Genomic DNA, 13,864 nt, shown 5'->3' with positions numbered 1-13,864 from the left:
CCGCGAGCGCGGCGCGTAGCGCGCAATCGGCTTCAGCGCGGCGGCGCGGCGAGTTCGCGTGCGTCGAGGAAGCCGTCACGATCGACATCCTGCTTGCCGAACCGCTCGGCGAGGCGCGCAAGATGCTGCCCGCGCGACAGCGGCGCGCCCTTGCCGCCGGGCTGTTCGCCCGCGTCCAGTACACCGTCTCCATTGCGGTCCATGCCGTCGAAGGCATAGCTCATCCAGGCCTGGTATTCGGAAAGCGACACGCGGCCGTCGCCATCGGCATCCATCTTCGCCAGGTATTCGCCGGTCTGGGTGACCTGGGCGAAGGCCGCCACAGGCAGCAGAACCAGGCAGATCCAGCCGCGCCTGGCCACGTGCCATGCCGCGCCGCCAACGCCGCCTTCCCGCACGCGCGGGAGAGCGGCGCGGCCCTGCATCAGGCGCGCGCCGACTGCAGCGAGTAGCCTTTCAGACGCGCCGCGTAATCCTGCAGCGCGCGGATGCCGGTGGCCTCAGCCTCGCGGCACCAGGCCTGCAGGTTGTGCAGCGCCTCGTTGGCGTTGGTGGTGCGCGCCTCGAGCACGGCTGCAAGCCTGCGCCGGTATTCGACCAGGGTGTGGATGCGCGGACGCTGCGCGACCCATTGCTGCATCTGCTCGCGCGACTCCGGGTCGAGCCAGCGCCCATCGTCGACCAGGGCCTTGCGCATCTTGCGCGGCAGCAGCTTGCGCAGCCTGGCACCAGCCGCCTGCGCCTCTTCGCGCAGCGCCGGCATCAGCACGTTGCGCTGGTAGTCGGTCATGGCCTGGAAGCGGTGCGCGAGCAGCGCCTTCATGGTGTCCATGTCGGGCGCCTGGATGTTCGGGCGCACGTCGAGCGATGGCGCAACGCGCAGCACCTTGGCCAGCTTCACCGTCTCCAGGCCCTTGATCACGGCCCAGCCGATGTCGAACTCCCAGCGGCGCAGCGCGAACTTGGCCGAGCTGGGGAAGGCGTGGTGGTTGTTGTGCAGTTCTTCGCCACCGATCCAGAACGCCCACGGAGTGAGGTTGGTGGCGGTGTCGCTCGTGGCGAAGTTGCGGTAACCCCACCAGTGTCCAAGGCCGTTGACCACGCCGGCCGCCCAGAACGGGATCCAGGCCATCTGGATCGCCCAGACCGCCACACCGGCAAATCCGAACAGGCCAAAGCTGATGAACAGCAGCAGGGTCGGCCCGAAGGTCGCGTACGGCGTGTAGAGCCTGCGCTCGATCCAGTCGCTGGGCGCACCCTTGCCGTACTGCTCGATGTCCGCGCGCATGGTGCGCGCCTCGCGATAAAGCTCGACGCCGCGCCAGAACACGGTCTTGATGCCCTTGAACTGCGGGCTGTGCGGGTCTTCCTCGGTCTCGCACTTGGCGTGGTGCTTGCGATGGATGGCCACCCATTCGCGGGTGATCATCGACGTGGTCAGCCACGTCCAGAAGCGGAAGAAGTGCGCGATCACCGGATGGAAATCCACGCCGCGATGGGCCTGGCTGCGATGCAGGTACAGGGTGACCGCGAAAATGGTCAGCTGGGTGGCGATCAGGAGGTAGAGCGCGAGCTGCCAGAAACCGAACTGAAGCAGGCCGCCGGCAAGGAAGTCGATGAAGGACGCGGGCATGGCTGTGTCGAAGCTGGGGGATCCCCGGCATGATGGCGCCCGGGTCGCCGCAAGGCCAGCCCTACGCAACCGTATGGCTCCCCCGGTTCATCCCCAATCCTGCCCATGACCCACGCCCCGCCCGCCAGCCCTGCCCTGATCGAACTCGACGATGCCCGTGTCTGGCGCGACGGCCACGCCGCGCTGGACGGGGTCAGCCTGCACCTGCCGCTGGGCCGGCACACCGCCATCCTCGGACCCAACGGCTGCGGCAAGTCCAGCTTCATCCAGCTGCTGACCCGCCAGCTCTACGCCGCCGCCCACGCCGATGGCCGCCCGCCGGTGCGGATCCTGGGCGAGCACCTGTGGGACGTGCGCACGATCCGCTCGCGGCTGGGAATCGTGACCGGGGCCATGCACGACGACCTGCTGTCCCTGCCCGGCCTGGGCGCGCGCGACGTGGTGCTGGGCGCCTTCGAAGCGCGCCTGGCGCCGCCGGATGAGGAGGTCGACCCGGCACGGCTGGCCGCAGCCGACGCCGCGCTGGCGCGGGTCGATGCGGCCCACCTTGGCGGGCGCGACTACGTCACCCTGTCCACCGGCGAGGCGCGGCGGGTGCTGCTGGCGCGGGCGCTGGTGCATGCGCCGATGGCGCTGCTGCTCGACGAACCGGCCGCCGGCCTGGACGTGGTGGCGCGCGCGCGCCTGCTGCAGATCCTGCGCCGGCTCACGACCGAAGGCGTGACCCTGCTGCTGGTCACCCACCACGCCGAGGAGCTGCTGCCCGAAATCGGCCACGTGGTGCTGCTGCGCAATGGCCGCGTTGTTGCCGACGGCCCGCGCGCCAAGGTGCTCACCGGGCCGCTGCTGTCGCTGGCCTTCGGCGCACCGCTGCGATTCGTCGACGGCGAGGTCCCGGCGTTCGTGCTCGAAGCGGAGCCTGTCGGTGCCTGAGCTGCCCGAGGTCGAAACCACCCGCGCCGGGCTGGCGCCGCACGTCGAGGGCCGGCGCGTGCGCACGGTCATCCTGCGTCGCCCCGACCTGCGCTGGCCGATCCCGCCTGAAATCGCCGGGCAACTGCCCGGCCAGCGAATCGACACGGTGCGCCGCCGCGCCAAGTACCTGCTGCTCGACACCGCCGCCGGCAGCGCGCTGCTGCACCTGGGCATGTCCGGCAGCCTGCGGGTGCTGCCGGCCGACACGCCGCTGCGCGCGCACGACCACGTCGACGTGGTGCTGGATGACAGCGGGCCCGATCCGGGTCGCGTGCTGCGCTTCAACGATCCGCGCCGCTTCGGCTGCCTGCTCTGGCAGCCCGCCGGCGAGATCCACCCGCTGCTGCGCGGGCTCGGCCCGGAGCCGCTGTCGGACGATTTCGACGGCGACTACCTGTTCGCGCGCAGCCGCGGACGCAGCGCGCCGGTCAAGACCTTCCTGATGGACCAGCGCATCGTGGTGGGCGTGGGCAACATCTACGCGGCCGAGGCGCTGCACGCGGCCGGCATTGCGCCGCTGCGTGCGGCGGGGCGCGTTTCCCGCGAGCGCTACCGGCTGCTGGCCGACGCGGTGCGCCGCATCCTTGTCCATGCGATCGGGCGCGGCGGCACCACCTTGCGCGACTTCCTGTCCCCCGACGGGGCGCCGGGTTACTTCGTGCAGGAGCTGTCCGCCTACGGTCGCGGCGGCATGCCTTGCCCGCGCTGCGGGCGAGCGCTGCGCCAGGCCAGCATCGGCCAGCGCGCGACGGTCTGGTGCGGGCACTGCCAGCGCTGACCGGGCCTGCCGCCCGCGTGCCGGGCGGCTTCGCGGTATAGTCCGGGCCGCTGAATGGAGCACGGCGCGCATGTCGGATACCGCAGATATCACCCTCTGGCTCGACGCCGCCCGCAGCGGCGACCGGGGCGCGCTCGACCGGGTGCTGGCCACGCTCTACCAGGAGCTGCACACCATGGCCCGGCGCCAGCTGTCCGGGCAGCAGGGGCAAACGCTCGATGCCACCGCGCTGGTGCACGAGGCCTATCTCAAGCTGATCGGCCGGCGCGAAATCCAGTTCGACGATCGCGGGCACTTCTTCGCGTATGCCGCGTCTGCGATGCGCAGCGTGGTGGTCGACTACGCGCGCCAGCGCCTGGCGCAGAAGCGCGGCGGCGACCTGCACCGCGTCACCGACCTGCCGCACGACCTCGAAGGCGGCCTGCGCCTGGACGAGGACATGCTGGCGCTGGACGTCGCCCTGAACCGGCTGGCGGACGTCGACGCCAGGCTCGCGCGCGTGGTGGAACTGCGCTACTTCGGCGGCCTGTCGGAGGCCGAGATCGCCACCCTGCTCGGCCGCTCCGACCGCAGCATCCGCCGCGACTGGCAGAAGGCGCGGATGTACCTGCTGGCTTCGCTGCAGGGCTGACGCTGCCTTCCGAAAGACGTGGACCGGAGCCTTGATCGACCTTCCCCGCGAGGCCGTGGGCGCCCGCGGCGGACGGCGGCGCGCCACATGCCCCAAACACGCCACGTTCCCGGCGCGCACGCAGCTGCGTCGCCGCCACCGCGCGCGCCAGGCTGAGTGATGGACGCCGAACGCTGGCAGCGCCTTTCGCCCCTGCTCGACGCGCTGCTCGAGCTCGACGACGACGCGCGCGCCAGCAGCCTGGCCTCGCTGCGCGAGGACGATGCGCAACTCGCCGACGACCTGGAGGAACTGCTGGCGCTGGAGGCCGGCAGCGAGGACTTCCTGTCCGAACCCCTGATCGCGCCGCACCCGGGCGTGCACGCCGGCGCCAACGTGGGCCCCTACGAGCTCGAGCGCATGCTCGGCGAAGGCGGCATGGGCCAGGTCTGGCTGGCGCGCCGCGCCGACGGCCTGTACGAGCGCCGCGTCGCGCTGAAGCTGCTGCGGCCCGGCCTGGCCGATCCCGGACTACGCCTGCGCTTCACCCGCGAGCGCCAGATCCTGGCGCGGCTTGAGCACCCGCACATCGCGCGCCTGCTCGATGCCGGCATCAGCAGCGACAACCAGCCCTACCTGGCGCTGGAGTACGTGGAAGGCGAGCCGATCACCGACTGGTGCCGGGCGCGCGACCCGGGCGTGGTCACGCGCGTGCAGCTGTTCCTGCAGGTGTGCGAGGCGGTCAGCCACGCGCACACCAACCTGATCGTGCACCGCGACCTCAAGCCGTCCAACATCATGGTCACGCCGCTGGACGACGTGCGCCTGCTCGACTTCGGCATCGCCAAGCTGCTCGACACGCCCGACCACGCGCCGGAGCAGACCCGCACCGGACTACGCGCCTTCACCCTGCACTACGCCGCGCCCGAGCAGATCCGCGGCGAGCCGGTCACCACCATGACCGACGTGTATTCGCTGGGCGTGGTGCTGTACGAGCTCCTGGCCGGGCGCAAGCCCTACCAGCTCAAGCGCCCGAGCGACGCGCAGTGGGAGGACGCGATCCTCACCGTCGACCCGCAGCGGCCATCGCAGGCGCTGCAGCGCGATGCCGAAGGCAATACCGCAGGGCCGGCGCTGCGCCGGCGCGCGAAGGAGATCAGCGGCGACCTCGACAACATCGTGCTCAAGGCGCTGAGCAAGAAGCCCGAGCAACGCTACCCTTCGGTCGAGGCACTGGGGCTGGACCTGCAGCGCTGGCTTGACGGCAAGCCGGTGCACGCGCGCCCGCAGAGCGTGTCCTACCGCATCGGCAAGTACGTCAGCCGGCATCGCTGGGCGCTGTCCACTGCGGCGGTGGTGTCGCTGGTGCTGGTCGCCGCGCTCGGCATCGTCGCCTGGCAGGCGCGCCAGGCGGTGCGCGAATCCGCACGCGCCCAGGCCATGCAGAACTTCGTGGTCGGCCTGTTCGAAACCGCCGGCGGCGTGCCCGCCGGCGCACCGGTAGACATCCATCGCCTGCTCGACGACGGTGAGCGCCGCATCGAACGCGAGCTGGGCAACCAGCCGGTGGCGCGCGCCGAACTGCTCGGCGTGGTGGCCCGGCTGCGGTCGGGCCTGGGCGACTACGTCGCGGCGCACGAGCTGCTCCGCCGCCAGGCCAAGCTGGTCGACACCCTGCCCGAGGCGCCGCCGAGCCTGCGCCTGCAGTCAGCGACCGACCTCGGCCGCGTGCTGCGCCTGACCGGCGACACCGACGGCTGCCTGGCCGGGATGCAGCCCCTGCTGGCGCTGGCGCGGCGCAGCGAGCACCGTCTGCCCGTGCCGGTCTCGGCCTTCTACACGCAGCTCGGGCGCTGCCACGCCGCCGGGCGCGACATCGAGGACGCACGCGCCCTGTACATGCGCGCGCTGGCGCTGCGCCGCGACCCGCTGCACGATGATGCCGGCGTGGTCGAGAACCTGGCCGACCTGGCCAACCTGCACGCCGCGACGGGCAACACTGCGCGCGCCCTGACCGCTTCGCGCGCCGCGCTGGCGCTGCTCCACGACACCGCCGGTGAACGCCATCCGCTGGCGATCGACCTGCTGCGCTCGCTGTGCTCGCTCGAGCGCGACGCCAGCAATACCGTGGTCGCCGAAGGCCACTGCCGCCAGGCGCTGGCGCTGGCCATGGAACTGCGCGGCCCGCAGCACCACGCCACCATCGATGCGCGGCGGCAGCTGGCCGCGGTGCACGTGGACCAGGGCCGCTTGGCCGAAGCCGAAAACGAGTTCCGCGACACCCTGGCTTGGCTGGTCGCACGCCTGGGCGAGGACCACGTCGACGTCGCGCGCGGCCGCAGCAGCCTGGCCATCGTCGCCTGGGAGCGCGGCGACATCGACGCCGCGCTGCGAGGCCTGGCGCGCTCGGTGGATACCTGGCGCCGGCATCGCAGCCAGCTGCAGCTGGCCGGCGGGCTGTTCAACCAGGCGATGGTGCTGCACAGCGCCGGGCGCGACGAGCAGGCGCTGCCGCTGCTGCTTGAATCACTGGCACTGCGGCGCGAGGCCTACGGCGAGCGCCACGGCCTGGTCGGCGACACCCTGCGCCTGCTGGGCGAAGTGCAGGCCGCGCACGGGCGGGACGAAGCGCTGGCCAGCCTGCGCCAGGCGCAGGCGCTGACGCGCGACGGCTATGGCGCGCAGCACTCGCACACGCGCCGGGCGGAGATTTCACTGGCGCGCCACGAAGCCCGGCTGGGCGACGCGGCCGCACTGACCCGGCTCGACGCGCTGGCCGAACTGCCGCAGCAGGAAGCCGAGCTGCGCAAGGCGGGCTGGCTGGCGCGTGCCTACGCAGCCGACGTGCGCTGCGGCACGCCGTCGCAGCGGCCGCTGGCGCTGGCCAGCCTGCAGGCGCTGCAGGCCCAGGTCGTGCAGGCGCAGCCCGAGGGCGGCGCGCTGCCGCGGGAAATCGAGCGCCTGCACGCGGCCTGCCTGGCCATCGCGGCCACGCGCTGATCAGCCCAGCGGCAGCGGCTGCTGCAGCGGGTCGATCCGTCCTTCGCCGCGGGAAATCCTCTTGAACTCGGCGCGGCTGACCGAGACATAGCGCTCGTTGCCGCCGATTTCCACCTGCGGCCCTTCGCTCACCGCAAAGCCCTGTTCGTCCACGCGCACGGTCATCGTCGCCTTGCTGCCGCTGTGGCAGATCGTCTTGATCTCGCTGATCTCGTCGGCCCAGGCCAGCAGGTATTGGCTGCCTTCGAACAGCTCGCCGCGAAAATCCGTACGCAGCCCGTAGCACAGCACCGGCACCCGCAGCGCATCGACCACTTCGCCCAGCTGCCATGTCTGCGCGCGGGTCAGGAACTGGGCCTCGTCGACCAGCACGCAGTGCAGCCGGCCGTTGGCCGCGATGTCGCGTTCGACCCGCGCCTGCAGGTCGTCATCGCGCTCGAAAGCCACGCCTTCGGCCGTCAGCCCGATCCGCGAGGCCACGGTGCCGCTGCCTGAGCGGTGGTCCAGCCGCGGGGTCAGGATCAGCGTGCGCATCCCGCGCTCGCGGTAGTTGTGCGCGGACTGCAGCAGGGTGGTGGTCTTTCCGGCGTTCATTGCCGAGTAGTAGAAGTAGAGCTTGGCCATGCGGAGATTCTAGCGCCAGGTTTCGTGTGCCCGCCGGTGCCGGGCGCGTGAGGCAGGAGCCGTGGATTGCGCGGATGGACGCGGGCCAAGCTGGCCCCCACCCCAGCCCGTCCGGCCAGGCGCAGCGCGCCTGGCGTTCGACAGGCCCGCACGGCAGTGCCGTGCAAGCGGGCCTCCCTCTCCCCCCGCAGGCGGGGGAGGGAGCACGCCGGCCCCCGCAGGTGGGGCCGGGTAGAATGCGCGGCCGTCTCCAGCAGTTGCACGATGCACGGCCTCAATCCCCAGCAATCCGCGGCCGTCGCCCACTGCGAGGGCCCCATGCTCGTGCTGGCCGGCGCCGGCAGCGGCAAGACCCGGGTGATCGTCGAGAAGATCGCGCACCTGATCGCGTCCAGCCGCTACCCGGCCAAGCGCATCGCCGCCATCACCTTCACCAACAAGTCGGCGAAGGAAATGCGCGAGCGCGTGGCCCGGCGCATCCGGGGCGATGCGGCCGAGGGCCTGACGGTCTGCACCTTCCATGCGCTGGGGCTGAAGATCCTGCAGATCGACCACGCCAAGCTCGGCCTGCGTCGCGGCTTCTCGATCTTCGACAGCGACGACACGCTGGCGCAGATCAAGGACCTGATGCCCGGGGCCAAGTCCGATGCGGTGCAGGCGATGCAGTCGCTGGTATCCAACATCAAGAACACCGGCCTGTCGCCGGAACAGGCGGCGGAAGTCGCGCGCAGCGCGCGCGAGCACGAGGCCGCATCGCTGTACGCGCGCTACCAGCAGCGCCTGGCCGCGTTCAACGCGGTCGACTTCGACGACCTGATCCGGCTGCCGGTGCAGCTGCTGGAAAGCGACGAGGACGCGGTGGCGGGCTGGCGCGAACGCATCGGCTACCTGCTGGTCGACGAGTGCCAGGACACCAACGACGCGCAGTACCGCCTGCTCAAGGCGATCGCCGGGCCAAAGGCCAACTTCACCTGCGTGGGCGACGACGACCAGAGCATCTACGCCTGGCGCGGCGCCAATCCGGAAAACCTCACCCAGCTGGGCAAGGACTATCCGAACCTGGTGGTGGTCAAGCTCGAGCAGAACTACCGCTGCTCCAACCGCGTGCTGCGCTCGGCCAACGCGTTGATCGCCAACAACCCGCACGAGCATCCCAAGACGCTGTGGAGCGCGCAGGCCGACGGCGAGCGCATCCGCGTCTGGGAATGCCGCGACGCCGCGCACGAGGCCGAGCGCGTAGCCGGCGAGATCCACTTCATCGCCACCGCGCGCAAGGTCGAATGGGGCGAGTTCTGCGTCCTGTTCCGCGGCAACCACCAGTCGCGCGCGCTGGAGAAGGCGCTGCAGCTGCTGCGCGTGCCCTACCACCTGTCCGGCGGCACCGCCTTCCTTGACCGCGGCGAAGTGAAGGACGCGCTGTCGTGGCTGCGGCTGCTGGCCAATCCCGAAGACGATTCGGCCTTCCTGCGTGCGGTGCAGTCGCCCGGCCGCGGCATCGGCGCGACTTCGCTGGCCAAGCTTGCCCAGATGGCGCAGCACGCGCAGCTGCCGCTGTCGCGCGCGGCCGAATCGATGGGCATGCTCAAACAGCTGCAGCCACGCATCGCCAATGCGCTGGGCGCGTTCACCGACATCGTGCGCGGCCTGCGCCGCGATGCCGCGCAGCTGCCGCCGGCCGAACTGGTGCGCGCGCTCAACGAACAATCCGGCCTGATCGCCTCGCTGCGCGAGCAGTGCAAGAGCGACGAACTGTTCCGCATCCGCCGCGGCAACCTCGACGAACTGGCCGACTGGTTCGAGGGCGCGCGCGGCGCCGGCCCGGGTGAACTGGCCGCGCAGCTGGCCCTGCTCTCGCACGCCGACAAGGGCGACCCGGGCAACCAGGTGCGGCTGATGAGCCTGCACGCGGCCAAGGGCCTGGAGTTCCGCTACGTGTTCATCATCGGCATGGACGACAACACCCTGCCGCACGAGGCCAGCATCGACGAAGGCCGGCTCGACGAGGAGCGGCGCCTGCTCTACGTCGGCATCACCCGCGCCAAGGAGCAGCTGTGGCTGTCCTACAGCCGCGAGGCGCAGCGCTGGGGCGCCAAACTCAAGCTGGCGCCGAGCCGCTTCTTCGATGAGCTGCCCGCGGCCGAACTCCAGCGCGACGGCGCCGACCCCGTCGCCGATGCCGCGCGCAAGGCCGAACGGGCCGACGTCGGTTTCGCCTCGATCCGCGCCATGCTCGGCGAGTGACCGGTCTGCGTCCACGCCACGCAAACGCGCCGGATCTGCAACACCGCTTCGCTACACTCGGCGTCCCGCTCCAGATTCGTAGGTTTCCAAGAATGCGCGTGCACGCTTCCGCCATCCTGTTCGCCGCACTGCTCGCCTCCGGCTGCGCAACCGTCCCATCGCCGCAGTCCGGCGGCACAGTGGGCGACACGGCATCGGCGCCTGCGACCGCGATAGTCCCCGCCGATGACAACCTCAACGCCGTGCTCTGGGTGCAGCGTTCAGCCGAATACCAGGCCAACTCGATTTCGCTGTTCCGCGCCGCCGCCGATCACCTCGATGTCGCGTTGAAGACGCCTGGCTGGGATGCGCTGGTGCCGGACGAGCGCGTGCAGACCGCGCCGCTGGCCGGCCTGGCACCTGCGGTGATCATGGACATCGACGAGACCGTGCTCGACAACTCGCCCTACCAGGCGCGCCTGGTCGCCAACGGCGAGGAGTACGACGAGGTTACCTGGGCCGCATGGGTCGAGGAACGCAAGGCCCGGCCCGTACCCGGCGTGCTGGAGTTCGCCCGCGACGCGCAGGCCCGGGGCGTGACCATCCTCTACCTGTCCAACCGCGCCCAGCACCTGCAGGCGGCGACCCTGGCCAACCTGCGCGCGGTCGGCATGCCGGTGAAGGACGAAAGCGTGTTCCTCGGCCTGGGCACCCATGTCGAAGGCTGCGAGCAGAACGGCTCCGAGAAGCTGTGCCGGCGCCGCCTTGCCGGGCGCGAGTATCGCGTGCTGATGCAGTTCGGCGACCAGCTTGGCGATTTCGTCGAGGTCATCGCCAACACGGCCCAGGCCCGCGCCGCGCTGCTGGACGCGCACCGGGACTGGTTCGGCGAGCGCTGGTGGATGCTGGCCAACCCCACGTATGGCTCCTGGGAGCCGGCGCTGTTCAACAACGCCTGGAGCGAACCGCGCCCAGCCCGGCGCGCCATCAAGCGCGAGGCGCTGGATACACGACTGTAAAACAACCACTTACACATGCTAAATTAAGGTATTGCATCAACTTGTCGCGCGCGCTAGGCTGTGCGCGCCACAACACGAGTCCTTTCCGGTGATGCCGGTTGAACGGGAAACCAGCCGGTTTCCCGTTTTTTTTCGACTTCGCGATCCGCGCACGCCGGACCAGCCCACCCGAGCCTCGGCATCGCGCCGGTGCCTGGCCCGAGAACTGTCAGATGAGCAGCTGTCTGCGCGGGCGCAGCTCGTGGTCGCCACAGCCGCAGAGGCGAGCGCCGCAGACACGATGGCCTAGGGTTGCCCCCAGGTTTCCGCCCGCAAGCCCGCGGCGTAGCGTGGAAAACGCCGGCCCGGGCGACCGGACCCAGATGCGGGGTGTCGCCATGCCGTCCTTCCCGTCACTGCACGATGCGCTGTTCTCGCTCCTGCCTGGTGCCCGCGCCGGGTTGGACCGGGCGCCGTGGCCGGGCGCCCCCGGGTTTGCCGAAGGACCGGACGCGGACGACGTGGACGTTCCAAAGCCGCGCGGTCAGCTGGCGCCCGATGTCGACCTGCCGTCGCATCTGCACCGGCTCACCCCCGGCGGCGAAGGGCCGGGGCGGCACGCGCCGTCCGACGCGGGCTCCTCGCACCACTCACGCACGGGAATGCCCGACGCAGACCCGTCGCCCCACGTGCCCGCGGGTGTGCCGGATGGCATGCGTGGCCAGGGTGCGCATTCGCTGACGCCGGCATCCGGCCAGATCGAGCCTTCGCTGCAGGCGCTGGCGCGGGAACTGCAGCAGCTTCCGCCCAGCGTGATCCGCCAGCTCAGCCATGCGCTCTCAGCCGATCCTGCTGTGCTGCGTGATCTGCCGGCACGGCCCGAAGCGCTGGCCATTGCACTGTCGCGCACCGCTGGCGAAACACGGCCCCTGCATCCGGCGGCCGGTGAGGCGCGTCTGGCCGGCCACGGTCCGGACGCTGCACGTGGGCAGGATGCGGATGCGGTGCGGGACGCACGCCTGCCCGGTGCACCCGGCGACGCACGGGCTGCGGCAGACGCCCGCGGCGCGGCCGCGCTGGAAGCCCGCCAGGCGATGGCGGCCACGCAGGCGCTCCCGGGTCAGGCAGCGGAGCCCCGCCCCGCCTGGGCAATGGGCCTGGACCCTGAACTGGCCGGCCATGTGCTGGCGCGCTCCGCCCCGGCGCTTGAGGCGCAGACGCTGCGGGCACTGGCGCCGCGCATGGACCCGGCCGCAGTGGCCATGCCCGGGCACCCCTCAGCCACGACGCCAGCGGTGGGCAACAGCCAGGCGCAGCCGGGCGCTTTGCCGTTGTCCCAGGGCGAAAGTCCGGTGCCGGGCGCCCGGGGCGAACCCGGAACTCCCGTCGCCGCCGAGCGCGGCGCACAAGCGCCGGGCCTCGGCGGGCTTGGCGGCGCTGCCGCGGGCGTGACCCTGGCGGCCGTGGCCAACCCCGCCGGGACAACCCACGCCTACGCGCCCGACAGCGCGGTCCGCGCACGCAGGCCGCAGCAGTCCCGGGACCAACGGCAGGGCGGCGCCAACGGCGGTACCGGACAGGAAGAGGCGCCGGACGGACAGCCGGGCGACGTGAAACAACAGCAGCACCCACGCGCCGGGGCCGCAGCCACGGGAGCGGGCGCGGCCGGCGGGACGGGCGAGGCAGCGCGTGCGCAGTCGGCGGCGGCTGTCGCGGGCCATGTCGCGTCTGCAAGCGTGGCGCACGTGCACCATGAGGATGATCAGGCCGCACCTGCCGGCCACGTCGCCGACGACGAGGCACGGCATTCACGTGCTCACCTGCAATGGCTGTACTGGTCGCTGATCGCGGTCACCTACTGCTGCCTCGGGCTCGCGCTGGCGACGGTCGCCCCCGACCTGTTCGGCCTGCCGATGCCGCCAGAGTCGCTCGACATCTGGCGCAATGCCCTCACGGGCACCGGACTGCTGACCGGGCTGTGGGCCTGGCTGCTGGCGCGCCGCCTGCGCTGAGGACCCGAGGCCAGCCGTCCGCAGCGGCCTAGCGCGGACCGGGCACGCATTCGGTGACCATGATCATCTGCATGGGTCCGCCTGACATGCTGGGAACGCTGCGCTGGCGCGTGACCATGCGCGCACAGGATCGCCCGTCGCGCTTGCCGTCGACCCGATCCCTGGCCGCCTCCGGGCGTTGCACAGGCGTCGTGCCCAGGCGCGACTGCACGGGCCGGGCCGGCGCCGTGCCATCCACCACATTCCCGCCGCGCTCGTGGTCGCGACGGATCCGCTCCCCGTCGCGCCGACCCAGCCGCTCGGCCTCGCCGCGCAGCCAGGCGTCGGCGCTGGACCTGCCCTCGTCGCGCACGCGGCGCTGGTACTCTGGCAGCAGCTCGCGACGGCGCTGATCGACCGCCCGCTGCATGTCGGCGTGCAGCCGCTGTTCGTCGATCCCGCCCGGAACCTGCGCCGTGAGCGGAGCCGGCGCGAGCAGCACCACCAGCAGCGCGATGCAGCATGGCCACGATGATCCGGATATCCACCAATACACGGCATCCCTCCTCGCGTACGGCGCTTGCTTGCCTCGGAGCGATCGATACCGGCAACGCCGGCATCGACATCATGCAACCCCGCTGTGGGACCGCGCGTCTATCCTTTCGCGGGAACGCACTCGGTGACCATGATCATCTGCATGGCACCGCCCGATACGCTGGCGACGCTGCGGGTGCGGGTCACCAGTCGCGCGCAGGAGCGGTCGCCGCGCCGGTGGCGCTCCCGGGGCGTTGCCGGATCGGCATTCGCCTCATCCGTGTCGCTTGGCGCGTCCGTATCGTCCCTGGAGGTAGCCGCGATCGCACCGTCGGCAGCGGACGAGCCCGAGGCCACATCCTCGACCTCGGCGCGCTCGCCACCGCAGGCGGCCAGCGCCACGGCGAGCAAGGCCGCCGCGATCGCTGGAACTGGATGAATACGCATCTGTAGTGCCGAAAGCAGGACGCCCCTCGCGACTGCGAAGGGCGTCTGCCGCGA

At 71.4% G+C, this 13,864-nt stretch carries 12 protein-coding genes; 7 read left to right on the top strand and 5 right to left on the bottom strand.

Annotated features, from left to right (window positions below):
- Window positions 1-32: 32 nt before the first annotated feature.
- On the bottom strand, window positions 33-425 hold the full coding sequence (locus tag ACW5DW_RS02290) for a hypothetical protein (protein ID WP_457017118.1): 393 nt from the start codon (window positions 423-425) through the stop codon (window positions 33-35).
- Window positions 425-1,633, bottom strand: a complete 1,209-nt coding sequence (locus tag ACW5DW_RS02285) for a DesA family fatty acid desaturase (RefSeq protein WP_457017117.1) — start codon at window positions 1,631-1,633, stop codon at window positions 425-427. The genes ACW5DW_RS02290 and ACW5DW_RS02285 overlap by 1 nt, the downstream gene beginning before the upstream one ends.
- Window positions 1,634-1,738: 105 nt before the next feature.
- On the opposite strand from ACW5DW_RS02285, the gene ACW5DW_RS02280 reads away from it, so the two are divergent.
- The 4 genes from ACW5DW_RS02280 (at window position 1,739) to ACW5DW_RS02265 (ending at window position 6,996) form a co-directional block, all read left to right on the top strand.
- Window positions 1,739-2,566 (top strand): ABC transporter ATP-binding protein, encoded by an 828-nt coding sequence (locus ACW5DW_RS02280; RefSeq protein ID WP_457017115.1) that lies wholly within the window; start codon window positions 1,739-1,741, stop codon window positions 2,564-2,566.
- Window positions 2,559-3,386, top strand: a complete 828-nt coding sequence (gene mutM, locus ACW5DW_RS02275) for a bifunctional DNA-formamidopyrimidine glycosylase/DNA-(apurinic or apyrimidinic site) lyase (protein ID WP_457017113.1) — start codon at window positions 2,559-2,561, stop codon at window positions 3,384-3,386. The genes ACW5DW_RS02280 and mutM overlap by 8 nt, the downstream gene beginning before the upstream one ends.
- 70 nt (window positions 3,387-3,456) lie before the next feature.
- Complete coding sequence (locus ACW5DW_RS02270) at window positions 3,457-4,017, top strand: ECF-type sigma factor (protein ID WP_457017111.1); 561 nt, start codon at window positions 3,457-3,459, stop codon at window positions 4,015-4,017.
- A 159-nt stretch (window positions 4,018-4,176) separates the two neighbouring features.
- On the top strand, window positions 4,177-6,996 hold the full coding sequence (locus ACW5DW_RS02265; RefSeq protein ID WP_457017110.1) for a protein kinase domain-containing protein: 2,820 nt from the start codon (window positions 4,177-4,179) through the stop codon (window positions 6,994-6,996).
- Here the strand turns inward: ACW5DW_RS02265 and ACW5DW_RS02260 are convergent, their stop codons facing one another.
- Window positions 6,997-7,620, bottom strand: a complete 624-nt coding sequence (locus ACW5DW_RS02260; RefSeq protein WP_457017108.1) for a thymidine kinase — start codon at window positions 7,618-7,620, stop codon at window positions 6,997-6,999.
- 264 nt (window positions 7,621-7,884) lie between these two features.
- Here ACW5DW_RS02260 and ACW5DW_RS02255 point away from each other — a divergent pair, with 264 nt between their 5' ends.
- From ACW5DW_RS02255 to ACW5DW_RS02245, 3 genes are all read left to right on the top strand, one after another.
- A complete protein-coding gene (locus ACW5DW_RS02255; protein WP_457017107.1) occupies window positions 7,885-9,861 on the top strand; it encodes a UvrD-helicase domain-containing protein in 1,977 nt (658 codons plus the stop codon).
- A 92-nt stretch (window positions 9,862-9,953) separates the two neighbouring features.
- Entirely contained in the window at window positions 9,954-10,859 is a 906-nt protein-coding gene (locus tag ACW5DW_RS02250) for a 5'-nucleotidase, lipoprotein e(P4) family (RefSeq protein ID WP_457017106.1), read from the top strand.
- 329 nt (window positions 10,860-11,188) lie between these two features.
- Window positions 11,189-12,850: a hypothetical protein gene (locus tag ACW5DW_RS02245; RefSeq protein ID WP_457017104.1), complete on the top strand. Its 1,662-nt coding sequence runs from the start codon at window positions 11,189-11,191 to the stop codon at window positions 12,848-12,850.
- A gap of 28 nt (window positions 12,851-12,878) precedes the next feature.
- Here the strand turns inward: ACW5DW_RS02245 and ACW5DW_RS02240 are convergent, their stop codons facing one another.
- Window positions 12,879-13,334, bottom strand: a complete 456-nt coding sequence (locus ACW5DW_RS02240; protein ID WP_457017102.1) for a hypothetical protein — start codon at window positions 13,332-13,334, stop codon at window positions 12,879-12,881.
- A gap of 149 nt (window positions 13,335-13,483) precedes the next feature.
- Complete coding sequence (locus tag ACW5DW_RS02235; RefSeq protein WP_457017100.1) at window positions 13,484-13,810, bottom strand: hypothetical protein; 327 nt, start codon at window positions 13,808-13,810, stop codon at window positions 13,484-13,486.
- Window positions 13,811-13,864 lie beyond the last annotated feature (54 nt).

It is taken from the genome of Luteimonas sp. A482 (genome assembly GCF_054072655.1).
Note: the sequence above shows the minus strand (reverse complement) of the source record. Positions and strands in the feature narration are given on the sequence as shown.